The sequence below is a fragment of the Amaricoccus sp. genome, assembly GCF_017993425.1.
In the GTDB taxonomy this organism is placed as follows: Bacteria; Pseudomonadota; Alphaproteobacteria; order Rhodobacterales; family Rhodobacteraceae; genus Amaricoccus.
The window spans coordinates 36,526-56,867 of the sequence record NZ_JAGOMQ010000009.1; the positions used below are offsets into that span (position 1 = coordinate 36,526).

Consider the following 20,342-nt stretch of genomic DNA (forward strand, 5'->3'; position numbering starts at 1 on the left):
GAACAGATCAAGCGAGCCCGGCAGCAAAAGGCCCCGCCCCCCTCAGCGGAACGCGTCCGGCGCCACCCCCACCGCCTTGCGGAACGCCCGCGCGAAGTTCGACGGCGTCGAATAGCCGAGCTCCGCCGCGATCTCGGTGACCGGGATCCCCGAGCCCCGCAGCAGCTCCCGGGCGCGCTGCATCCTGATCGCGTCCCGGAGGCTGCGGAAGTCCGTGCCGCGCTGGCGCAGCTCCCGCTGCAGCGTCCGCGTGCTGACGTCGATCGCCTGCGCGACGGCGTCGAGCGAGACCGCCCCGGCCAGCACCTGCGACCAGACATGCGCCGTCACCACGCCCATGAGGTCGTCCCGGCTCGCCGGCTCCAGCCGGGCCCGCCCGACGTCGGCCAGCGTCAGCACCCGGCGGCCCGCCGCGCTCGCCGCCCGCTCCGCCGCGAGCAGGCTCGCCGGAAACCGGACGGCGATCGCCGGCGCGTCGAAGCGCACCGCGCAACCGAACGCCTCCTCGTACCGGCCCGGCGCGGCGGGGCGCGGAATGTCGAGCTCGACCCCGAGCGGCCGCCACCCCGGCGGCGCCCAGCTCCGGCAGAGGTTGACGATCACTCCGGCCGCGCCCGTGGCCACATGGGCATAGCCGGGCCGCCCCCGCGCCGCGCTCAGATAGGCGATCCGCGCCACCCCGCCCCGGACCGACAGCGCCGCCCGGTCGCCGCGGCTGTGATAGCCGATCCCCGCGGCGGCGCGCCCCGTCGCCTCCCCGAGCGTCGCGCCGCCGAGCACGTACTCGCCCCAGCAGCCGTAGGTCCCGAGGCTCAGGTGCGGCGCACAGAGCAGGCCGACGTCCTCGCCCGACCGCCGCTCCACCTCGGCGAGGAAGGCCGTCATCGTCGCATGCGGGATGAAGCAGTCGCGGTCCTCGATCAGCTCGATGTCGAGCATCGCCGCCCGGTTGGCGTGCTGGAGCACCTTCTCCCCGAAGCTCTCGCGCACCAGCGCCGGCACGCCGGCCAGCGCCGTCACCGAGATCATCGACGCCGCCCGACCCGGCGGCAGCCGCGCGGGTTGTGGCGCAAAATGAGAAGCGGATTGGAACAAGCGCGCCCTGACTTCGCAGCGGCGAACCAGCCTCGCCGATGCGAAAGTCTACGACCGCCGTGGTCGAGGTGGCAACGCGCGTCGTCGTGACTTGCGAAGATGGGAGAGCGTCGCCGCCGGCCGCGGCCGACGCGCCGATCCGCCGCGATGGCGGGGATCGGCCGCGGGCCGTGCAAGGGACGGCGCGGTCACGCCCGGTTTCCGGAGCGAATCGCCCGGCAAGGACAGGGAGGCCGACCGGGCTCCGGCCCCCCACGGCCGCCTCATCCGATGCCGGACATGTCCTGGCCGAAGGACGCCGCCCCCCTCGGTCCCCCCACGGCTGCCGGCCGCCCGCAGGTCGTCCGGGTCGCCCCGGCGCGCGCCGTCCCCACCGCATTCGTCACTCCCCTGGCGTCGGAACAAACCCGGCAAGATCGTGCAGAAACGTGCATGTTCGTGCATCGCATCACGTAAAATCAATGGCTTGACCCCTGTTCACGCGTGGACACGCTCGCTCATCCGTCGAGCCTCACCCGCCTCAACCGCAGCGCGTTGCCGATGACCGAGACCGAGGACAGGCTCATCGCCGCCGCCGCGAACATCGGCGAGATCAGGATCCCGAGGAACGGATAGAGCGCCCCCGCCGCGATCGGCACCCCGGCGGCGTTGTAGACCAGCGCGAAGAACAGGTTCTCCCGGATGTTGCGCATCGTCGCCGCCGCCAGCCGCCGCGCCCGCACGATCCCCCGCAGGTCGCCTTTCACCAGCGTGATCCCGGCGCTCTCGATCGCCACGTCGGCCCCGGTCCCCATCGCGATCCCGACATCCGCCTGCGCCAGCGCCGGCGCGTCGTTGACCCCGTCGCCCGCCATCGCGACCCGCCGCCCCTCGGCCTGCAGCTCCCGCACCAGCCGCGCCTTGTCCTCCGGCAGCGCGCCGGCCCGCACCTCCTCGATCCCGAGCCGCGCCGCCACCGCCCGCGCCGTCCGCTCGCCGTCGCCGGTCGCCATCACGATCCGAAGCCCGAGCCCCCTGAGCGCCGCCAGCGCCGCCGGCGTCGTCTCCTTGACCGGGTCCGCCACCGCGACCAGCCCGGCGAGCCGCCCGTCCACCGCGAGGTACATCACCGTCTCGCCCCGGTCCCGCCGCGCGTCCGCCTCCGCCGAGGCCGGCGCGGCGAGCCCGAGCTCCGCCAGCAGGCTCTCGTTCCCCATCGCCGCCGACCGCCCGCCGACGACGCCCCGCACCCCCTTGCCCGTCACCGCCTCGAAGTCCCCCGCCGCCTCCGGCAGCGCGCCCCGCGCCTCGGCCCCGCGCAGGATCGCCTCGGCCAGCGGATGCTCCGAGCCCCGCTCCAGCGCCGCCGCCACCGCCAGCACCTCCGCCTCCCCGAACCCCGCCTCCGGCAGCACCGCCGCCAGCGCCGGCCGACCCTCGGTCAGCGTCCCGGTCTTGTCGACGACCAGCGTGTCGACGCCCGCGAGCCCCTCCAGCGCCGCGGCGTCGCGGACCAGCACCCCCGCCTGCGCCCCCCGCCCCGTCGCCGTCATGATCGACATCGGCGTGGCCAGCCCCAGCGCGCAGGGACAGGCCACGATCAGCGCCGAGATCGCCGCGACGAGCCCGTAGGCCAGCGCCGGCGTCGGTCCCCAGACCGCCCAGGCGACGAAGGCGACGACCGCCACCGCGATCACCGCCGGCACGAACCACGCCGCCACCGCATCGGCCACCCGTTGCACCGGCGCCCGCGACCGCTGCGCCGCCGCCACCATCTCCACGATCTGCGCCAGCACCGTGTCGCGCCCGACCCGCTCCGCCTCGATTACCAGGGTCCCCGTCCCGTTGATCGTCGCCCCGGTCACCCGGTCGCCCGGCCCCTTCTCCACCGGGGCCGGCTCGCCGGTCAGCATCGACTCGTCGACCGCCGAGCGCCCCTCGACCACCACGCCGTCCACCGGCGCCTTCTCGCCCGGCCGCACCCGCACCCGGTCGCCGACCACGACCGCCTCGAGCGGAACCTCCGCCTCGCTCCCGTCGGCCCGCACCACCCGCGCCGTCTTCGCGCCGAGGTCCATCAGCGCCCGGATCGCCGAACCCGTCCGCTCCCGCGCCCCGAGCTCCAGCATCTGCCCGAGCAGCACCAGCACGACGATCACCGCCGAGGCCTCGAAATAGACCCCGACCTGCCCGGTGTGGTGGTCGCGGAACCCGTCCGGGAACAGCCCCGGCGCCAGCGTCGCCACGACGCTGAAGCCATAGGCCGCGACGACCCCCATCCCGATCAGGCTGAACATGTTGAGCCGCCACGTCCGGAACGACCGCCAGCCCCGCACCAGGAACGGCCAGCCGCACCACAGCACCACCGGCGTCGCCAGCGCCAGCTCCAGCCACCGCGCCGCGCCGCCCAGCCACGCCCCGACCGGCAGCCCGACCATCGGCCCCATCGCGATGAGCACCAGCGGCACGGTCAGCGCCGCCCCCACCCGGAACCGCCGCCGGAAGTCGACCAGCTCCGGATTGGGCCCCGCATCCGCCGCCGGAACCCCCTTCGGCTCCAGCGCCATGCCGCAGATCGGGCAATCCCCCGGCCCGACCTGCTCGATCTCCGGATGCATCGGGCAGGTATAGACCGTCCCCTCCGGCATCGCCGCCGGCGCCGGCCGCCCCGCGGCATGGGCCGCCGGATCCGCCTCGAACCGCTCCCGGCACCGCGCCGAGCAGAAATAATGCTTCTCCCCCGCCACCCGCGCAAAATGCCGCGCGCTCGCCCGGTCCACCTTCATCCCGCAGACCGGATCCGCCGCGGCCAGCCACGCCTCCGGCTCCGCCGCGAACTTCTTCCGGCAGCCCTCGCAGCAGAAGTGGAAGACCCGGCCCCCGTGCTCGTGCGTCGGCTTGCCGGCCGCGGGATCCACGACCATGCCGCAGACCGGATCGCGCACGACGGCTTCGGTCGGAAGGGTGGACGCATCCATGGCAGGCCTCGCAAATTCCCGTTGCCTGCCCCATATGCGGTTTCCAGCAACTGGAAGGTCAAGGGGCGGGACGATGAACATCGGCGACGTGGCGGAGCGGAGCGGCCTGCCCCCCAAGACGATCCGCTACTACGAGGAGATCGGCCTCGTCCGGCCCCGCCGCGGGGCCAACGGCTACCGCGCCTTCGCCGAGGCCGACGTTGACCGCCTCGCCTTCCTCGGCCGCGCCCGCTCGCTCGGCTTCTCGATCGAGGAATGCCGCGCGCTCATGGCGCTCAACGAGGACGCCGATCGCGCCAGCGCCGACGTCAAGCAACTGGTCGAGGCCCACCTCGCCCAGATCGACCGCAAGATCGCCGAGCTCGCCGCCATGCGCGCCGCCCTCGCGCCGCTGGTCAGCCGCTGCCACGGCGACGCCCGCGCCGACTGCGCCATCCTCGACGGCCTCTCCCGCCCGGCCCCCCGCGCCCGCCGCCCGGGCCGCTCGGCGCCATGAAGCCGTCGATCTGGTCCTTTTGAGCACGTCGCCTTGGCGCAGACGGGAATGCGTCAAAGGGAGAGAGGTTTACGGCGTTTTGCTGTGGCTGGAATCGGGCTGGAAAGCGGCTGGAATCCGGTTTGCTACAGAAATTGTCGGGATTGAGGGGTTAACGAACGTCAGGCCGCGTGGAAGGCGGCATGGAAGGCGACCGCGCCTGCCGCCGGCGCCGCGCCGGGAAAGGCGAGGCGGAGGAAGTATTCGGGCGGCGCGCCCTCGAAGCGCAGGCGGGGATCGGGCGCGAAGCCGAAGCGGCGGTAGTAGCCGGGGTCGCCGAGGAGGACGCAGCCCTGCGCGCCCATGGCCTCCAGCCGGGCGAGGCCGTCGCGGATCAGCGCGGCGCCTATGCCCCGGCCCTGCCGGTCGGGGCGGACCGCGACCGGGCCGAGGCCGAACCAACCCGCCGCCCCCGGGATGGCGACGGGGGAGAAGGCGACATGGCCGACGATCGCGCCGCCCTCCTCGGCGACGAGGGAGAGCGCGAGCGCCCCGGCCTCGCGCAGGGCGTCGACGATGGCGCCCTCCGTGCCGGAGGCATGGGCGGCGCCGGCGAAGGCGTCGTCGGTGAGCGCGCGGATGGACGCGTGGTCGGCGGGGGCCTCGGCGCGGAGGGTCGGGTAAGGGCTCATGGCGATGTCGGTCAGGGCGCGGCCAGGCGCGCGGCCAGCACTTGCGCTTCCGGGATCTGGGCGGCGCAAAAGTCGGCGCCGACGAGGTGGCCGCCGGCGCGCATCTCCGCCTCGGCCGCGACGATCTGGTCGAGCGCCAGCTTCGCCATTGCGGCGTCCGAGGTCCGCTCGGCGAGCAGCCTGAGCGCAACGCCCTGGTTGCCGGTGGACATGGCCCAGTCGAGCGGCATGCGGTCGCGGGTGCGTTCCTCCAGCGCGGCGCGGTAGGCGGCGACGGCCTCCTTCAGCCGCGCCGTGCCGCTCTCGCGCTCGCCGAGCGTCTGGAGCGCAGCGCCGAGGTTGTTATGGGTCATGGCCCAGCCGAGCGGCGTGCGGTCGCGGGTGCGCTCCTCCAGCGCGGCGCGGCAGGCGGCGACGGCCTCCTTCAGCCGCGCCGTGCCGCTCTCGCGCTCGCCCAGCGTCCGGAGCGCAGCGCCGAGGTTGTTCTGGGTCCGGGCCCAGTCGAGCGGCGTGCGGTCGCGGGGGTATTCCTCCAGCGCGGCGCGGCAGGAGGCGACGGCCTCCTCAAGCCGCGCCGTGCCGCTCTCGCGCTCGCCCAGCGTCCGGAGCGCAGCGCCGAGGTTGTTCTGGGTCCGGGCCCAGTCGAGCGGCGCGCGCTCGCGGGCGTATTCCTCCAACGCGGCGCGGTAGGCGGCGACGGCCTCCTCCAGCCGCGCCGTGCCGCTCTCGCGCGCGCCCAGCGTCCGGAGCGCAGCGCCGAGGTTGTTCTGGGTCCGGGCCCAGTCGAGCGGCGTGCGGTCGCGGGCGTATTCCTTCAGCGCGGCGCGGTAGGCGGCGACCGCCTCCTCCAGTCGCGCCGTGCCGCTCTCGCGCGCGCCGAGCCTCGCGAGCGCATGGCCGAGCTTGTTCAGTCCCGCGCCGGTTTGATCCCGATCCTTGGCGCGGCCGACCGAAAGCCGGGCGAGCTCGATCGAAACGTCGAGGTCGAGGTTGAGGGCCTTGTCCCGGCCGCGGACGTACCATTCGTCCCGTTCGCGCCGTAGGGCGTCGAATATCGACGCCGGATCGGGCGTCTCGATCTCGATGCGCTGGACGATGCGCCGGGCCGCCGACCGCGCGTCGCGGCGGAGGAGGTCGGCGCGGAGACCTGCTTCGAGGAGGGCGTGGCCCTTCTGGCGTTCGAGCTGCTGGCGCTCCTGCCATTCGGCGAAGGCGCGGTCGGCCTCGGCGGCGGCCTCGTCGTCCCGGCCCTCGGCCGAGAGGGCGGCCATGCGGGCGAGGACCGCGTCGACGAAGTCACCGGTGTTGGAGCCTGCATGGCCCCGGGTCTGGACCTCGGCGGCGATCTCCACGGCGCGTTTCAACTCGGCGAAGGCTCCCTCGAGGTCGGGGACATCGGGGGCGATGCGCCGGGCGAGGAGGAGGATGTTCTCCTGAGTGACGCCTGCGGCGTGAGCGGCCTCGGCTTCCTGCGTTCCGGCCATGCGGCGCATCAGTGCGAGGAGCTCGGACGTATCCTCCCGGATTGCGCCGGTATCGTCCTTGATCGCGGCGGTGGTCTGGAGCGATACGCGCCAGAGGGCGGGGGAGAGGGCGTCCACCACGTCCTTCCGATCGAACATCACCCGGAGGGTGGCGAGGGCGACCGCGCGGAAGAATTGCTCGGGGAGGGGTGTGGCGGAGAAGTCGCGGGCGTGGGGGGAGGCCTTGATGGCGGCGACCATGCGGTCGGCGGTGAGGGCGGGGTCAAGGTGGGCGGCGGCGAAGACGGACGGGTCGGCGAAGGCGGCGGGGGCGACCTGCCAGAAGAGCGCGATCGCGTCGTCGCGGGCGGGGCCGGGATGGGTGGCGCGGCGGGCGTGGTCCTCGGCGACGCGGGCCATCCCGGCGGAGACGGCGGCGAGGCCGGTGGCGCGGAAGGCCATGTCGAGGGATTTGGCGCCGGTGGCGATGTCGGCGAGGGCCTTGAGTCGGTCTACGGGGCTTTCGCCCGTCGCTAGCTTGCAGCCGGCGACGACGAGGTTGGCGAAGGCGGCGAAGCTCGTGACGGTCAGGGCGGGCATCGCGGGACCTCGGCGGGGGCGGCGGCGCCGAGGGTAGACGAGGACGGCCCGGAACGGAAAGGGGCGGCGCGATGCGCCGCCCCTCGGATTTCCGACGCGGGAAGGCGTCAGCAGGAGAAGTACATCTGGTACTCGATCGGATGCGGCATGTGCTCGAAGGCGTAGACTTCCTGCCACTTCAGGGCCATGAAGCCCTCGATCTGGTCCTTGGTGAAGACGTCGCCGGCGAGCAGGAACTGGTGGTCGGCGGCCAGGCACTCGAGGGCCTCGCGGAGCGAGCCGCAGACCGTCGGGATCGCGGCCAACTCCTCCGGGGGCAGGTCGTAGAGGTCCTTGTCCGAGGGCTCGCCCGGGTCGATCTTGTTCTTGATGCCGTCGATGCCGGCCATCAGGAGCGCGGCGAAGGCGAGGTAGGGGTTGGCCGAGGGGTCGGGGAAGCGGGCCTCGACGCGCTTGGCCTTCGGGCTCTCGGTCCACGGGATGCGGACGCAGCCGGAGCGGTTGCGGGCGGAGTAGGCGCGCAGGACGGGGGCCTCGAAGCCGGGGATCAGCCGCTTGTAGCTGTTGGTGCCCGGGTTGGTGAAGGCGTTGAGGGTCTTGGCGTGCTTCAGGATGCCGCCGATGTACCAGAGCGCCTCCTGGGAGAGGTCGGCGTACTTGTCGCCGGCGAAGAGCGGCTTGCCGCCCTTCCAGATCGACATGTTGACGTGCATCCCCGAGCCGTTGTCGCCGTAGTAGGGCTTCGGCATGAAGGTCGCGGTCTTGCCGTAGGCGGCGGCGACGTTCTGGATGACGTACTTGTACTTCAGGATGTTGTCGGCCTGCTCGGTCAGGCCGCCGAAGATCAGGCCGAGCTCGTGCTGGGGCGAGGCCACCTCGTGGTGGTGCTTGTCGACCTTCATGCCCATCCGCTTCATCGTCGAGAGCATCTCGGCGCGGATGTCCTGGGCGCTGTCGGTCGGGTTCACCGGGAAATACCCGCCCTTGACCCCGGGCCGGTGGCCCATGTTGCCCATCTCGTATTCGGTGTCGGTGTTCCAGGCGGCGTCGACCGCGTCGATCTGGAAGCTGACCTTGTTGGGGGCGACCTGGTAGCGGACGTCGTCGAAGAGGAAGAACTCGGCCTCAGGGCCGAAATAGGCGGCGTCGCCGACGCCGGAGGACTTGAGGTAGGCCTCGGCCTTCTGGGCCGTGCCGCGCGGGTCGCGGGAATAGGGCTCGTTGGTGTCCGGCTCGAGCACGGTGCAATGCACGCAGAGCGTCTTCTCGGCGTAGAACGGGTCGACATAGACCGAGGACGGGTCCGGCATGAGCTTCATGTCGGACTGGTCGATCGACTTCCAGCCGGCGATCGACGAGCCGTCGAACATGAAGCCCTCGTCGAAGAAGTCCTCGTCGACGATGTCGGAGATGACGGAGACGTGCTGGAGCCGGCCGCGCGGGTCGCAGAAGCGCACGTCGACGTAGGCGATCTCCTCGTCCTTGATCTGCTGGAGAACCGAGTTCTTGTCGGCCATCTGGGTTTCCTGGTGCTTGTGGGCTTCGTTTGGTTCGGAACGCGGGCGGCGTCAGAGGGCGTCGTTGCCTTCCTCACCGGTGCGGATGCGGATCGCCTGCTCGACGGGCACGATGAAGATCTTGCCGTCGCCGATCTTGCCGGTCTTGGCGGCGTTGATGATCGCCTCGACGGCGGCGTCGACCTGCTCGTCGGGAAGCACGACCTCGATCTTCACCTTCGGCAGGAAGTCGACGACGTACTCGGCGCCGCGGTAGAGCTCGGTATGGCCCTTCTGGCGGCCGAAGCCCTTGGCCTCGGTGACGCTGAGGCCCTGGATGCCGATCTCCTGGAGCGCCTCCTTCACCTCGTCGAGCTTGAACGGCTTTATGATCGCCTCGATCTTCTTCATGAGCGGCGGGCTCCCTGCCTTGGGTCGGTGAAGACCGGTCTTCCGAAGTCAGGCCTTGTGACCAGCTTGACCGGGGGGTTGCAATTCGGCCCCCGGCGCGCTGCGCGACCGGCGGCCGGGAATCTCTGAACATTGTGCGAAAATTAGTCAATCTGCATATTCAAGGGGCAGGTCGTGAAGGCCTCCCCTCGGCGCCGGCGGCTCCGCAGCGCGCCGCGGCGCCCGCGGCCGGGTCCGGCGGAGGCGACGGGCGGCCGCGTCCGTGCCGCGGCTTTTTTCGCTCGCGCGCCCTTCGGGCCTCTGCTAGGAAGCCCCCTCAGCCGGGGCCGCGGCGGGTCCCGTCCGCGGGCGTGGCGGAATTGGCAGACGCACCAGATTTAGGTTCTGGCGCCGAAAGGCGTGGGGGTTCGAGACCCTCCGCCCGCACCAGATTCGAGGCGACGAGGAAGACGGAATGCAGGTCACGCAGACCCTGAACGAAGGCCTGAAGCGGGGCTACGCCATCACGGTGCCGGCGTCCGAGCTGGAGGCCAAGGTGACGGCGAAGCTCGAGGAGGCCCGCAAGGACTTCCAGATGAAGGGCTTCCGCAAGGGCAAGGCCCCGGCGGCGCTGATGAAGAAGATGTTCGGCAAGTCCGTGCTCGGCGAGGCCATGCAGGACGCCATCGACAGCGCGGTGCGCGACCATTTCGAGGCGACCGGCGATCGCCCGGCCCTGCAGCCCGAGGTCAAGATGACCAACGAGGGCTGGAAGGAGGGCGACGACGTCGAGGTCTCGATGACCTACGAGGCGCTGCCCGAGGTGCCGGCGGTGGACTTCTCCGGCATCGAGCTCGAGCGGCTGGTCGCGGAGATCGACGACGACGCGGTGACCGAGGCGCTGGAGAACCTCGCGAAGTCGGCGAGCGTCTTCGAGGACCGCAAGAAGGGCTCGAAGGCCAAGGACGGCGACCAGGTGGTGATCGACTTCAAGGGCTCGATCGACGGGGTCGAGTTCGAGGGCGGCGCCGCGGAGGACTTCCCCCTGGTGCTCGGCTCGGGCGGGTTCATCCCCGGCTTCGAGGAGCAGCTGGTCGGCGCCAAGGCGGGCGAGGACGTCGAGGTGAAGGTGACCTTCCCCGAGGCCTACGGCGCGCCGCATCTCGCCGGCAAGGACGCGGTCTTCGCCGTCACGGTCAAGGGCGTGAAGGCCCCGAAGCCCGCCCCGATCGACGACGAGCTGGCGACGCGCTTCGGCGCGGACGACCTCGAGGCGCTGAAGGCGCAGGTGCGCGACCGGCTCTCGGCCGAGTACGGCCAGGCCTCGCGCGCGGTGCTGAAGCGGCGGCTGATGGACGCCCTCGACGAGCGGGTTGGCTTCGACCTGCCGCCCACCCTCGTCGACGTCGAGGCGAACCAGATCGCCCACCAGCTGTGGCACGAGGAGCATCCCGACCACCACGGCCACGACCACGGCTCGATCTCGCCGACCGAGGAGCACCGCAAGCTCGCCGCGCGGCGGGTGCGGCTCGGGCTCCTGCTCGCGGACGTGGGCACCAAGGCGAACGTCGGCGTCACCGATCAGGAGATGCAGCGCGCCGTGATCGCCCAAGCCCGGCAGTATCCCGGGCAGGAGCGGCAGTTCGTGGAGTTCATCCAGAAGAACCCGCAGGCGCTGCAGCAGCTGCGCGCGCCGATCTTCGAGGAGAAGGTCGTCGACCACATCCTGACGCTGGCCGCGCTGGCCGACCGCAGCGTGACCAAGGACGAGCTGCAGAAGGCCGTCGAGGCGCTCGACGAGGACGTGCAGACCGTCGTCGAGGTCTGACGTCGCGGGCGGGGCCCCTGTGCCCTACGCAGGTTGATGCCGGGCGGCGCGGGTTGGCGCCGCCCGGTCCGTTTCGGGCCACGGTCCGGGTGAGCTTTATCCGATCTTGTGGTCGCCGGAGTTCTCGTGCAGGTTGAGCGACGCCGGCCGGGCCGCGACGTCTTGTAGGCGGGCGGCGGGAGGAATATCTGGCAGGTTGCGCGTCGTGTCGGGGCGCTGAGGAAACGCGGAAGCGGCGGCGCCGGGACGACGGCCTCGTCCGCCGGACAAGGAACGAGGACCCGATGAAAGATCCGGTCGATACCTACATGACCCTCGTGCCGATGGTGGTCGAGCAGACCGCCCGGGGCGAGCGCGCCTACGACATCTATTCCCGGCTGCTCAAGGAGCGGATCATCTTCGTGGCCGGCCCGGTCCATGACGGCATGTCGACGCTGATCGTGGCGCAGCTCCTCTTCCTCGAGGCCGAGAACCCGAAGAAGGAAATCTCGATGTACATCAACAGCCCGGGCGGCGTGGTGACGTCGGGGCTGTCGATCTACGACACGATGCAGTACATCCGCCCGCCGGTCTCGACGCTCTGCGTCGGCCAGGCCGCGTCGATGGGCTCGCTCCTGCTCACCGCCGGCGCGAAGGGGATGCGCTTCTCGCTGCCGAACAGCCGGATCATGGTCCACCAGCCCTCGGGCGGCTTCCAGGGCCAGGCGACCGACATCATGATCCACGCCCGCGAGACGCTTGCGCTCAAGGAGCGGCTCAACCAGATCTACGTCGAGCACACCGGCCAGACCTACGAGGCGGTGGAGCAGGCGCTGGAGCGCGACCGGTTCATGACGCCGCAGGACGCCAAGGAATGGGGGCTGATCGACGAGATCGTCGAGAAGCGTCCGCTCGGCGAGGCCAAGGCTGCCTGAGCCGTCCCTTGACGGACCGGGCGCCGGCCCGTGAACGCCGGCGCTTCGGGACTTGTAATTGCCGCGACATGCATGTCCTATGGTCGGCGTCGCGTGCGGCGCCGCGATCCTGATCGGGGAGCGTGCGGGAACTTGAGGGCGAAAGCCGGAGGCGGACGATGAGCAAGACGAGCGGCGACGCGAAGAACACCCTCTACTGCTCGTTCTGCGGCAAGAGCCAGCACGAGGTTCGCAAGCTGATCGCGGGTCCCACCGTGTTCATCTGCGACGAATGCGTCGAGCTCTGCATGGACATCATCCGCGAGGAGACCAAGAGCAATCTGGTCAAGTCGTCGGACGGCGTGCCGACGCCGCAGGAGATCTGCAAGGTCCTCGACGATTACGTCATCGGCCAGAAGGTGGCGAAGCGCGTGCTGTCGGTGGCGGTCCACAACCACTACAAGCGGCTGAACCACGCCCAGAAGAACACCGACGTCGAGCTGCAGAAGTCGAACATCATGCTGATCGGCCCGACGGGCTGCGGCAAGACGCTGCTCGCCCAAACGCTCGCCCGCATCCTCGACGTGCCCTTCACCATGGCCGACGCGACGACGCTGACCGAGGCGGGCTACGTCGGCGAGGACGTCGAGAACATCATCCTGAAGCTGCTGCAGGCCGCGGAATACAACGTCGAGCGGGCGCAGCGCGGCATCGTCTACATCGACGAGGTCGACAAGATCAGCCGCAAGTCGGACAACCCGTCGATCACCCGCGACGTCTCGGGCGAGGGCGTGCAGCAGGCGCTCCTGAAGATCATGGAGGGCACCGTCGCCTCTGTGCCGCCGCAGGGGGGCCGCAAGCACCCCCAGCAGGAGTTCCTCCAGGTCGACACCACGAACATCCTCTTCATCTGCGGCGGCGCCTTCGCCGGGCTCGACAAGATCATCGCCCAGCGCGGCCGCGGCTCGGCGATGGGCTTCGGTGCGGACGTGAAGGACGCCGACGAGCGGCGGGTGGGCGAGCTCTTCCAGGAGCTGGAGCCCGAGGATCTGCTGAAGTTCGGGCTGATCCCCGAGTTCGTCGGCCGCCTGCCGGTGCTCGCCACGCTGACCGACCTCGACGAGGATGCGCTGATCAAGATCCTCACCGAGCCGAAGAACGCGCTGATCAAGCAGTACCAGCGCCTCTTCGAGATGGAGGACGTCAAGCTCACCTTCACCGAGGACGCGCTCCGCGCCATCGCCAAGCGGGCCATCGACCGCAAGACCGGCGCCCGCGGCCTGCGCTCGATCCTCGAGGAGGTTCTCCTCGACACCATGTTCGAGTTGCCCTCGATGCAGGGCGTCGCCGAGGTGGTGGTCAACGAGGAGTGCATCCTGAGGAAGGGCGAGCCGCTCCTGATCTATGTCGATCGCAAGGAAGGCTCCGCCTCGGCCTCCTGACGGTCCGGCAGACGAGAGTTCCAGGGGCCCGGCGCCGATGGCGGCCGGGCCCTTCTCGTTTCCGGAACGGGCGCCGGCGCGCCGCGTTGTCGTCTCACAACGCAACGACGGGAACCGCCAGGCCATGGACCATTCGGCACACCGACCGCTCGCGACGGGCGATCTCACGGAAGCGAACCTTCTCGACGCGGTCATCTACGGCCCAGGAGACGAGAAGGTGGGCACGGTCTCGCACGTCCACGGAGCCGGCCCCGGCAGCGAGGTCATCGTCGATGTCGGCGGCTTCCTCGGCATCGGCGCAAGGCCGGTCGCCATCGCGGTCAGCGAGCTGAACTTCATGCGGGACGAGAACGGCGACGTACACGCGACGACCGCCATGACCAAGGATGACGCGAAGGCCCTGCCCGAGCATCATCACTGACGCGGGCCTTCGGCCAGCCAAGCGGGGGCCCTTCGGCCCCGCTCTCATTTCCGGGCGGTGACGAGGGCGGGCGGCACGCTGGCGTCGAAGCCGAACCAGCGCATGGAGAGGTCGCGCAGCGTGCCGTCGGCGCGCATCTCGCCGACGATGCGGGCGAGCTCGGCGGCGAGTTCGGGGTCGCCCTGCGCGATGGCCACCGCCGCGGGGGCGGAGAACAGCGGCTCGCCGACGATGCGGATGGCGCGGCCGCGGGCGATCTGCCCCTCGATGGCGACGCGGTCGTCGATCAGCGCATCGACGCGACCCTCGGAGAGCGCGAGGTAGTTCGGGCCGGTCACCGCATAGGCGATGATCTCCGGGTTCTCGATGCGCCACGTCACCGGGGGCGAGCCTTGGACGCCCATGTCCTGATGCCGGAGATACATGTCGAAGATGGTGTCCTCGAGCACGGCGATCTTGCGACCGGACGCCTCCTCCACCGTGGCGAGCGGGTCGTCCGTGCGGACGGCGAGCGCGGCGAAGCCGTAGGCGTAGACCGCCGGGAACGCCAGACGGGCGGCGCGGTCGGCGGTGGGCGTCATCTCGGTGACCGCGACGTCCCAGCCGTCGCCCCACTGGCCGGCGACCTGCTCCTCCCAGGGCGGCGTGACGAACTCGGCGCGCGCCCCGAGCCGCGACGCGATCTCGCGGGTCACGTCGACGTCGAACCCCGCATACTCGCCGATCGGCTCACGCCAGGAATAGGGCGGCCAGGCCGGATCGGTGGCGCCGACGAGGATGCCGCTGTCGCGGATCCGGTCGAGCGCCGGCCCGGCAAGCGCGGGCGCGGCGGACAAGGTGGCGGACAAGACGATGGCGACGCAAAGCGTCGGAACCACGCGCATCGAGATTTCCCCCGTTTTCTCTTGGCCCGAGACTAGCACGATCGCGCGCCCCGCGGAACGATCCTTGACGGCGCGGCGCCAGCGGAACAAAAGCGAACGAAACGGCCGGACGGAGGGGCTATGGCTGCGGTGACGGGACCGGACGGGGTGGCGCGCTGCCGCTGGGCCGGCGCGGAGGCGGAGTTCCCGGCCTATCACGACACGGAATGGGGCTTTCCGGTGGCCGACGACCGGCGGCTCTTCGAGAAGATTTGCCTCGAGGGGTTCCAGTCCGGGCTGTCGTGGCGGACGATCCTCGTCAAGCGGGAGAACTTCCGCCGCGCCTTCGAGGGCTTCGACTTCGAGCGGGTGGCGCGGTTCGGCCCGGCCGACGTGGAGCGGCTTCTCGGCGACGCCGGGATCATCCGACACCGCGGCAAGATCGAGGCGACGATCAACAACGCTGCCCGCGCGCTGGAGATGCGCGACCGCGAGGGCTCGCTGGCGGCGTTCTTCTGGCGCTACGAGGCGGCGCCCCCTGCCTCGGAGGCGGGCGTGCGCGCGACCTCGCCGGAATCGGCGGCGCTGTCGAAGGAGCTGAAGAAGCGCGGCTGGAAGTTCGTCGGGCCGACCACGGTCTATGCGTTCATGCAGGCGATGGGGCTCGTCAACGACCACGACCCCGGCTGCTTCGCCCATGCCGAGGTCGCGGCGGCGCGGCGGACGTTCACGCCGCCCGCCTGACCGGACCGGTGACTGGACCCGGGCGCCGGCAGGCGCCATAAGGGTCGGGAAACGCGAGGCGACGAGGCGGGCATGGGCCTTCTGGCGCAGATCTTCACTTGGTGGAACGGCGAGACGCTGGCGACGCGGGTCTGGACCGCGCGGAACGGCAAGCGGGTCGGCGAGGACGCCGCCGGCAACGTGTTCTACCAGTCGGCCGACGGGTCGCGACGCTGGGTGATCTACAACGGCGAGGTCGAGGCCAGCCGGATCGCCCCGGAATGGCACGGCTGGCTGCACCACACCTGGCAGGAGCCGCCGACCGAGAAGCCGCTGGCGCGCAAGGCCTGGGAGAAGCCGCACCTGCCCAATATGACCGGCAGCGACGCCGCCTATCACCCGCCCGGCAGCCTGCATTCCGACCAGCCGCGCGCGCCGCGCGATTACGAGGCATGGGCGCCGGAATAAGGCCGGAGGAGCCGCGAGCATGGCGCAGAACAGCGTCGCCGAGACGGTGATCGGCGCCGCGGTGATCGCCGCGGCGATCGGCTTCGTCGTCTATGCCGGGCAGGTCAGCGGCCGGCAGGCGACGCGCGACAGCTACGCCCTCTCGGCTCGGTTCCGCAGCGTCGAGGGCGTCGCGGTCGGGACCGACGTGCGGCTGGCGGGCATTCGCGTGGGCTCGGTGACCGGCCTCGCGCTCGACCCGGCGAGCTACGAGGCGACGGCGACCTTCGCCGTCGACCGCAGCGTCAAGCTGCCGGAGGATTCGGACGTGAAGGTGGCCTCCGAGGGGCTGCTCGGCGGCTCTTTCATCGAGATCACCCCGGGCGCCTCGGAGTTCATGCTCGACGACGGAGGCGAGATCCTGAACACCCAGAGCTCGGTGAGCCTGCTCAACCTCCTGATGAAGTTCGCGGGCGGGGGCGGGGGCGGGCAATGAGGTTCGCGCTGGGGCTGGCGCTCGCCTTCGGGCTCGCCGCCGCGCAGGCGGTGGCGGCGCAGTCGGCGGGATCGGGCGCGCCGGCGGTGGTCGGCGGCCAGATCGCCAACAGCCAGGACACCGTGCCGGCGCGCCGGGTGACCCTTCGGGCGCTCGACACGCTGAACGGCCGCACCGAGGATATCACCATGGAGGTGGGCGACATGGTGCGCTTCGGACAGCTCGAGATCCTGTTCGAATCGTGCCGCGTGCCGCGCGAGGCCCCGGAGAGCGACGCCTACGCCTTCCTGAAGATACGCGACGTCCGCGAGGCGGAGCCGCGGTTCTCCGGCTGGATGTTCGCCTCGTCCCCGGCCCTCTCCGCCCTCGACCACCCGCGCTACGACGTCTGGGTCCTCGGCTGCGAGGGCGGGTGAGGGATTTCTCGGGGCCTGACAAGGTCCACGCCCGGCGCGGCGCTGCGGGCCGGCCGGTGCGGAGACATTGGGGGAAGAGATGCTGACGGCAGAACCGGATCCGACCGTTCCCAAGAAGGTGCTGGAGAACTACCACTCCCGCTCGCAGCGGGCGCACCTCGCGGCGCTCCGGCAGTTGCAGCAACTCCAGCAGGCGAAGCTCGGCCGCCCGGCGCGGGATACCGACGTGGTCGTCCGGGTGTCGCGGGACGCGCATGTTCCCCAGCTCGCGTGGCTCTGCGTCGTCAGCCGGAGCGGCTATGACTTCACCCTGGGATCGGGCGTCGAGCGGGGACCGAGGTCGATCTTCGAGGGCGTCTGGGACGGAGATTTCGCGGCGCACCAGTTTCACCGGTCGCAATACGTGTATGGCTCGGGAGCCGTCTGGAACAAGTACGTCATCTTCGTCCCGCCCAAGCACTGCTGGGAATATCTCTACATCCTCACGGATCGCGTTTCCGGAAAGACGTTCGTCTCCAATTCGTTCAACTACGCCTTCGCCGCGGCCGGGGTCGATACCGGCGACGCGTTCTTCGAGGCCGTGGCGGATACGCTGTTCCCGTCGACGAACACCGCCAGCACGCTCGGCATCGACCTCTACAACCCCGCGGTCTGCGAGACCGAGCGCTACGCGCTCAAGCGCATGATGTTCTACAACTTCATAGTCGACCCGGAGGGGGGCGTCACTTTGCTTTCCGGCGTCGACCCGGAGGCGCCCTACACCACCTACGCCGAGTACCGCGCGTTCCTGGTGGGCAAGATCCGCGACATCCGCCTGAATGCGACCGATCCGGGCCGGTCGAGGCCGTTCCCGCCGATCACCCCCGTCTCCCGGGGCTACGATTCCCCCTGCGTGGCGGTGCTGGCGCGGGACGCCGGCTGCAACGACGCCGTCACCATGGAGCTTGTGGTGAAGGGCAAGCTCGATTCCGGCACCGACATCGCACGGAAGCTCGGGCTCAACGTGCATGTCGCCAGCCACATGCTGGGGGACGAGGTGCCCGCGCTCGCGGTGGCGTTCGAAGGGGACCGGCGCGACGCGGTGCTCGAGTTCATAGCCACCGCGGGGATCGGCGACGACGTCGGGTTCCTCGGCTTCGAGGAAGCCCTGCGCGGGCGGGCCTTCCTGATCGGCGCGATGGGGGACTCCGTCTGGCGGCGCAACTCGTCGCTGCCCCCCGGCCTTCCCGTGCGGGTGGCCTACGGCAAGAGCATCACCGAGTTCCGCCTCCGCACCGGCTTCGCCTTCGTCCCCGTCCCCTCGATCGGCGCGCGCTTCCCGAGCCGGGTGAAGCGGATGACGCGCACCGGGGAGATGGCCCCGTACACGCTGTGGGCCCCCTACGACCGGCCCTTCCCGCGGCGCGTGGTCGAGGAGGCGGGGATCGCCCGGGGCGAGTTCGGCTCGTCGAAATCGGCGGCCTCGCCGACGCCGAAGAACCGCAGCGCGCTCTTCAGGCCCGCGGTGGAGGCCATGATGCGGCGCTATGGCCGCGCCGACGGCGACGCCGGGCCGACGTCGGACGAGGCGCGCCTGGCCGCGCTCGAGCGGGAGACCCGGCTGGTGAAGACCATGCTCGCGGACGTGCTGCGCGAGGTTGCGGACCTCCGCGCCGCCATCGGCAAGGAATAGCGCCGCCCTCCGGTCACCGTGCCGCCGGCTCTGCGCGAGGCGGCGTCGCGAGAGCGAGGAGCGTGGCGCGGGCCGTGTCGGCCGCAAGGGCGCGGAAGCTCGCCGGGCGGTCGAGCGCAGCGGCGAGGCGGCGGCGGTAGTCGGCGCGCGCGATCTCGACGGCGCCGAGGCTCAGCAGGTGGTCGTTGACGAACTGGGTGTCGAGGAGCGTGAACCCCCCGGCGTTGAGGCGCGCCACCAGCGCGACGAGCGCGAGCTTGGAGGCGTCACGGCGCCGGCTGAACATGCTCTCGCCGAAGAACGCCCCGCCGAGCGCGACGCCGTAGAGCCCGCCGACCAGCGCCGCCCCGTCGCAGACCTCGACGGAATGCGCGTAGCCGCCGCGATGGAGGTCGAGATAAAGCCGGCGGATGCGCGGGTTGATCCAGGTCTCCGGCCGGTCCGCGCAGCCGTCGACCACCCCGGCGAAGTCGCGGTCGACGGCGATCTCCAGCGCCGTCGAGACGAAGGTCCGCGCGAGGCGGCGCGAGACATGCAGCCCGTCGAGCGGCAGCACGCCCCGGCGGCGCGGATCGACCCAGTAGAGCTCGTCGGAATCGGCCGAGTCGGCCATCGGGAACACGCCCGAGGCGTAGGCGCGCAGGAGGAGGGCGGGGGTGATCTCGTCACGCGCATCGTCGCGCATCGCTGCCATCCTGATCCGACGCCGAGGATGCGAAATGCCGCGTCGCCTGTCAAATCGCGCGTCGCGCCGTCAGGGCCGGCGCAGCGCCGCCAGGGCCTGCACGAGGCCGACGAGGTCCGCCTGCGAGGCCGCGCCGGTCTTGGCGTAGACGGCCTTGAGCTGGCTGCGGACCGTCTCGTAGCTGCGGCCGAGGGCGGCTCCGGCTTCGCGGGGGCGCTGGCCGGAGCCGATGGCGACCATGACCGCCGCCTCGGCCCGGGTGAGGCCGAACAGCCGCTGCAACGCCTCGGCGTCGCCCTCGTAGCGCCGCTCGGGATCCAACACGAACAGGGCCGCGAGCAGGCGCGGCATCGACGCGCGGGATCCCGATCCGGCCCTGACGCGGGCGACCGAGACCAGGAGGTCGGTCGCGTGCCGCCGCCGCGGGATCCGCACCAGCGTCCGCGCCGGGTCGGGGCCGCTCGCGGCGATGGCCCGCAGGATCGCGTCGCGCAGCTCGCGGTCGGCGTTCCGGTCGACCGCCACGAGACGGTCCTGCGCCCGGACGAGGCCGTCGCCTTCGGCGATCAGCTCCCGGGCGGCCGCGTTGAGGTGCTTCACCGCGCCGAGGCGGTCGGTCACGACGGTGGCCACGCGCATCCAGTCGAACAGCTCGGCCAGCGCGCCTCGGCCGGCCTCGGCCCGATGCATGCGGGCGGCGCAGCGCATCGCCTCGCGGAAGTGCGGCAGGTAGAGGTGGAAGCGCTGGATGTCCGCATCGACGAAGGGCGGGTCGCCGACCCCGCGGATGAAGCCGACCAGGGCCGAGACGCCCTCCTCCTCGACGACCATGTGCGTCGCGAGGGTGCTGTCGAGTCCGGCGGGCAGCATCACCTCGCGGTACATCCGCGACGCGTGCCATTCCGCCTCCGAGATGACCTGGCGCTCGAAGAGCGGCCGGTTCGGAAGGTGGAGCGTCTTCTGAAGCCGCGGATCGGCCTCCAGGTGGTTCTCGATGCCGAGGAACCGGGCCATGACGCCGTCATCCACGCCGTGTTGCGCGGAAGCGATCAGCTCGTTGCGGGTGATGTGGCCCAGGTTCAGGTTGGACGCCCGCGCCCCGAAGACGACGTTCAGGTCCTTGAGGATGTCCGGCCACAGATCGAAGTCGAGCGCCGCCGGATAGAACCGGGGCGTGATCGCCAGCGCCGTCTCGAGGTCCGCCGCCTCCATATCGCCTCCACGGGCGTCATCAGGGCGAGGGTACCCGAGTTCGGTCGATCACGGAAGCGGAGCCGCCCTCTTGGGG

The 20,342-nt window shown here is 71.2% G+C and carries 19 protein-coding genes and 1 tRNA gene; 11 read left to right on the forward strand and 9 right to left on the reverse strand.

Going from position 1 to position 20,342, the window contains the following annotated elements; all coding sequences use genetic code 11:
• Positions 1-42: 42 nt before the first annotated feature.
• Together KBB57_RS06050 and KBB57_RS06055 are read right to left on the reverse strand one after the other, a co-directional pair.
• Entirely contained in the window at positions 43-1,029 is a 987-nt protein-coding gene (locus KBB57_RS06050; protein ID WP_290747643.1) for an AraC family transcriptional regulator, read from the reverse strand.
• A gap of 563 nt (positions 1,030-1,592) precedes the next feature.
• Entirely contained in the window at positions 1,593-4,052 is a 2,460-nt protein-coding gene (locus KBB57_RS06055) for a heavy metal translocating P-type ATPase (RefSeq protein ID WP_290747644.1), read from the reverse strand.
• A gap of 73 nt (positions 4,053-4,125) precedes the next feature.
• On the opposite strand from KBB57_RS06055, the gene KBB57_RS06060 reads away from it, so the two are divergent.
• Positions 4,126-4,548 carry a MerR family DNA-binding protein gene (locus KBB57_RS06060; protein ID WP_290747645.1) on the forward strand — a complete coding sequence of 141 codons (423 nt, stop codon included), beginning with the start codon at positions 4,126-4,128 and terminating at the stop codon, positions 4,546-4,548.
• A 161-nt stretch (positions 4,549-4,709) separates the two neighbouring features.
• Here KBB57_RS06060 and KBB57_RS06065 read toward each other — a convergent pair whose 3' ends face one another.
• The 4 genes from KBB57_RS06065 to KBB57_RS06080 form a co-directional block, all read right to left on the reverse strand.
• Positions 4,710-5,219 (reverse strand): GNAT family N-acetyltransferase, encoded by a 510-nt coding sequence (locus KBB57_RS06065; protein WP_290747646.1) that lies wholly within the window; start codon positions 5,217-5,219, stop codon positions 4,710-4,712.
• 11 nt (positions 5,220-5,230) lie between these two features.
• A complete protein-coding gene (locus KBB57_RS06070) occupies positions 5,231-7,282 on the reverse strand; it encodes a tetratricopeptide repeat protein (RefSeq protein WP_290747647.1) in 2,052 nt (683 codons plus the stop codon).
• A gap of 107 nt (positions 7,283-7,389) precedes the next feature.
• Complete coding sequence (gene glnA, locus KBB57_RS06075; protein WP_290747648.1) at positions 7,390-8,799, reverse strand: type I glutamate--ammonia ligase; 1,410 nt, start codon at positions 8,797-8,799, stop codon at positions 7,390-7,392.
• 51 nt (positions 8,800-8,850) lie between these two features.
• Entirely contained in the window at positions 8,851-9,189 is a 339-nt protein-coding gene (locus KBB57_RS06080) for a P-II family nitrogen regulator (RefSeq protein WP_290747649.1), read from the reverse strand.
• Between the two features lie 344 nt (positions 9,190-9,533).
• On the opposite strand from KBB57_RS06080, the gene KBB57_RS06085 reads away from it, so the two are divergent.
• The 5 genes from KBB57_RS06085 (at position 9,534) to KBB57_RS06105 (ending at position 13,752) form a co-directional block, all read left to right on the forward strand.
• Positions 9,534-9,618, forward strand: a tRNA-Leu gene (locus KBB57_RS06085).
• Between the two features lie 25 nt (positions 9,619-9,643).
• Positions 9,644-10,996, forward strand: a complete 1,353-nt coding sequence (tig, locus tag KBB57_RS06090; protein ID WP_290747650.1) for a trigger factor — start codon at positions 9,644-9,646, stop codon at positions 10,994-10,996.
• A gap of 284 nt (positions 10,997-11,280) precedes the next feature.
• Positions 11,281-11,910: an ATP-dependent Clp endopeptidase proteolytic subunit ClpP gene (gene clpP, locus KBB57_RS06095; RefSeq protein WP_290747651.1), complete on the forward strand. Its 630-nt coding sequence runs from the start codon at positions 11,281-11,283 to the stop codon at positions 11,908-11,910.
• A 158-nt stretch (positions 11,911-12,068) separates the two neighbouring features.
• Positions 12,069-13,331, forward strand: coding sequence for an ATP-dependent Clp protease ATP-binding subunit ClpX (gene clpX, locus KBB57_RS06100; protein WP_290747652.1), 1,263 nt, complete (start codon positions 12,069-12,071; stop codon positions 13,329-13,331).
• A 37-nt stretch (positions 13,332-13,368) separates the two neighbouring features.
• Positions 13,369-13,752, forward strand: coding sequence for a PRC-barrel domain containing protein (locus KBB57_RS06105; RefSeq protein WP_290747653.1), 384 nt, complete (start codon positions 13,369-13,371; stop codon positions 13,750-13,752).
• A gap of 44 nt (positions 13,753-13,796) precedes the next feature.
• On the opposite strand, the gene KBB57_RS06110 is transcribed toward KBB57_RS06105, so the two are convergent.
• Complete coding sequence (locus tag KBB57_RS06110; RefSeq protein WP_290747654.1) at positions 13,797-14,636, reverse strand: transporter substrate-binding domain-containing protein; 840 nt, start codon at positions 14,634-14,636, stop codon at positions 13,797-13,799.
• A 120-nt stretch (positions 14,637-14,756) separates the two neighbouring features.
• Here KBB57_RS06110 and KBB57_RS06115 point away from each other — a divergent pair, with 120 nt between their 5' ends.
• The 5 genes from KBB57_RS06115 to KBB57_RS06135 all read left to right on the forward strand — a co-directional run bounded on the left by KBB57_RS06115 (position 14,757) and on the right by KBB57_RS06135 (position 18,369).
• Complete coding sequence (locus tag KBB57_RS06115) at positions 14,757-15,359, forward strand: DNA-3-methyladenine glycosylase I (RefSeq protein WP_290747655.1); 603 nt, start codon at positions 14,757-14,759, stop codon at positions 15,357-15,359.
• 72 nt (positions 15,360-15,431) lie between these two features.
• Positions 15,432-15,806 (forward strand): NADH:ubiquinone oxidoreductase subunit NDUFA12, encoded by a 375-nt coding sequence (locus KBB57_RS06120; RefSeq protein WP_290747656.1) that lies wholly within the window; start codon positions 15,432-15,434, stop codon positions 15,804-15,806.
• 19 nt (positions 15,807-15,825) lie between these two features.
• Positions 15,826-16,281, forward strand: a complete 456-nt coding sequence (gene mlaD / locus KBB57_RS06125; protein WP_290747657.1) for an outer membrane lipid asymmetry maintenance protein MlaD — start codon at positions 15,826-15,828, stop codon at positions 16,279-16,281.
• Positions 16,278-16,697, forward strand: coding sequence for a DUF2155 domain-containing protein (locus KBB57_RS06130; RefSeq protein WP_290747658.1), 420 nt, complete (start codon positions 16,278-16,280; stop codon positions 16,695-16,697). The genes mlaD and KBB57_RS06130 overlap by 4 nt, the downstream gene beginning before the upstream one ends.
• Before the next feature lie 79 nt (positions 16,698-16,776).
• On the forward strand, positions 16,777-18,369 hold the full coding sequence (locus KBB57_RS06135; RefSeq protein WP_290747659.1) for a hypothetical protein: 1,593 nt from the start codon (positions 16,777-16,779) through the stop codon (positions 18,367-18,369).
• A 13-nt stretch (positions 18,370-18,382) separates the two neighbouring features.
• Here KBB57_RS06135 and aat read toward each other — a convergent pair whose 3' ends face one another.
• Together aat and KBB57_RS06145 are read right to left on the reverse strand one after the other, a co-directional pair.
• Positions 18,383-19,054, reverse strand: coding sequence for a leucyl/phenylalanyl-tRNA--protein transferase (gene aat / locus KBB57_RS06140; RefSeq protein ID WP_290747660.1), 672 nt, complete (start codon positions 19,052-19,054; stop codon positions 18,383-18,385).
• A 69-nt stretch (positions 19,055-19,123) separates the two neighbouring features.
• A complete protein-coding gene (locus KBB57_RS06145; RefSeq protein ID WP_290747661.1) occupies positions 19,124-20,266 on the reverse strand; it encodes a hypothetical protein in 1,143 nt (380 codons plus the stop codon).
• Between the last annotated feature and the right edge of the window lie 76 nt (positions 20,267-20,342).

What these genes read in the sequence shown, in the direction of transcription:
- KBB57_RS06050 (WP_290747643.1), bottom strand. Translation starts at nt 1,029, where the DNA reads ATGATCTCGGTGACGGCGCTGGCCGGCGTGCCGGCGCTGGTGCGCGAG.
- KBB57_RS06055 (WP_290747644.1), bottom strand. Translation starts at nt 4,052, where the DNA reads ATGGATGCGTCCACCCTTCCGACCGAAGCCGTCGTGCGCGATCCGGTC.
- KBB57_RS06060 (WP_290747645.1), top strand. Translation starts at nt 4,126, where the DNA reads ATGAACATCGGCGACGTGGCGGAGCGGAGCGGCCTGCCCCCCAAGACG.
- KBB57_RS06065 (WP_290747646.1), bottom strand. Translation starts at nt 5,219, where the DNA reads ATGAGCCCTTACCCGACCCTCCGCGCCGAGGCCCCCGCCGACCACGCG.
- KBB57_RS06070 (WP_290747647.1), bottom strand. Translation starts at nt 7,282, where the DNA reads ATGCCCGCCCTGACCGTCACGAGCTTCGCCGCCTTCGCCAACCTCGTC.
- glnA (WP_290747648.1), bottom strand. Translation starts at nt 8,799, where the DNA reads ATGGCCGACAAGAACTCGGTTCTCCAGCAGATCAAGGACGAGGAGATC.
- KBB57_RS06080 (WP_290747649.1), bottom strand. Translation starts at nt 9,189, where the DNA reads ATGAAGAAGATCGAGGCGATCATAAAGCCGTTCAAGCTCGACGAGGTG.
- tig (WP_290747650.1), top strand. Translation starts at nt 9,644, where the DNA reads ATGCAGGTCACGCAGACCCTGAACGAAGGCCTGAAGCGGGGCTACGCC.
- clpP (WP_290747651.1), top strand. Translation starts at nt 11,281, where the DNA reads ATGAAAGATCCGGTCGATACCTACATGACCCTCGTGCCGATGGTGGTC.
- clpX (WP_290747652.1), top strand. Translation starts at nt 12,069, where the DNA reads ATGAGCAAGACGAGCGGCGACGCGAAGAACACCCTCTACTGCTCGTTC.
- KBB57_RS06105 (WP_290747653.1), top strand. Translation starts at nt 13,369, where the DNA reads ATGGCGGCCGGGCCCTTCTCGTTTCCGGAACGGGCGCCGGCGCGCCGC.
- KBB57_RS06110 (WP_290747654.1), bottom strand. Translation starts at nt 14,636, where the DNA reads ATGCGCGTGGTTCCGACGCTTTGCGTCGCCATCGTCTTGTCCGCCACC.
- KBB57_RS06115 (WP_290747655.1), top strand. Translation starts at nt 14,757, where the DNA reads ATGGCTGCGGTGACGGGACCGGACGGGGTGGCGCGCTGCCGCTGGGCC.
- KBB57_RS06120 (WP_290747656.1), top strand. Translation starts at nt 15,432, where the DNA reads ATGGGCCTTCTGGCGCAGATCTTCACTTGGTGGAACGGCGAGACGCTG.
- mlaD (WP_290747657.1), top strand. Translation starts at nt 15,826, where the DNA reads ATGGCGCAGAACAGCGTCGCCGAGACGGTGATCGGCGCCGCGGTGATC.
- KBB57_RS06130 (WP_290747658.1), top strand. Translation starts at nt 16,278, where the DNA reads ATGAGGTTCGCGCTGGGGCTGGCGCTCGCCTTCGGGCTCGCCGCCGCG.
- KBB57_RS06135 (WP_290747659.1), top strand. Translation starts at nt 16,777, where the DNA reads ATGCTGACGGCAGAACCGGATCCGACCGTTCCCAAGAAGGTGCTGGAG.
- aat (WP_290747660.1), bottom strand. Translation starts at nt 19,054, where the DNA reads ATGCGCGACGATGCGCGTGACGAGATCACCCCCGCCCTCCTCCTGCGC.
- KBB57_RS06145 (WP_290747661.1), bottom strand. Translation starts at nt 20,266, where the DNA reads ATGGAGGCGGCGGACCTCGAGACGGCGCTGGCGATCACGCCCCGGTTC.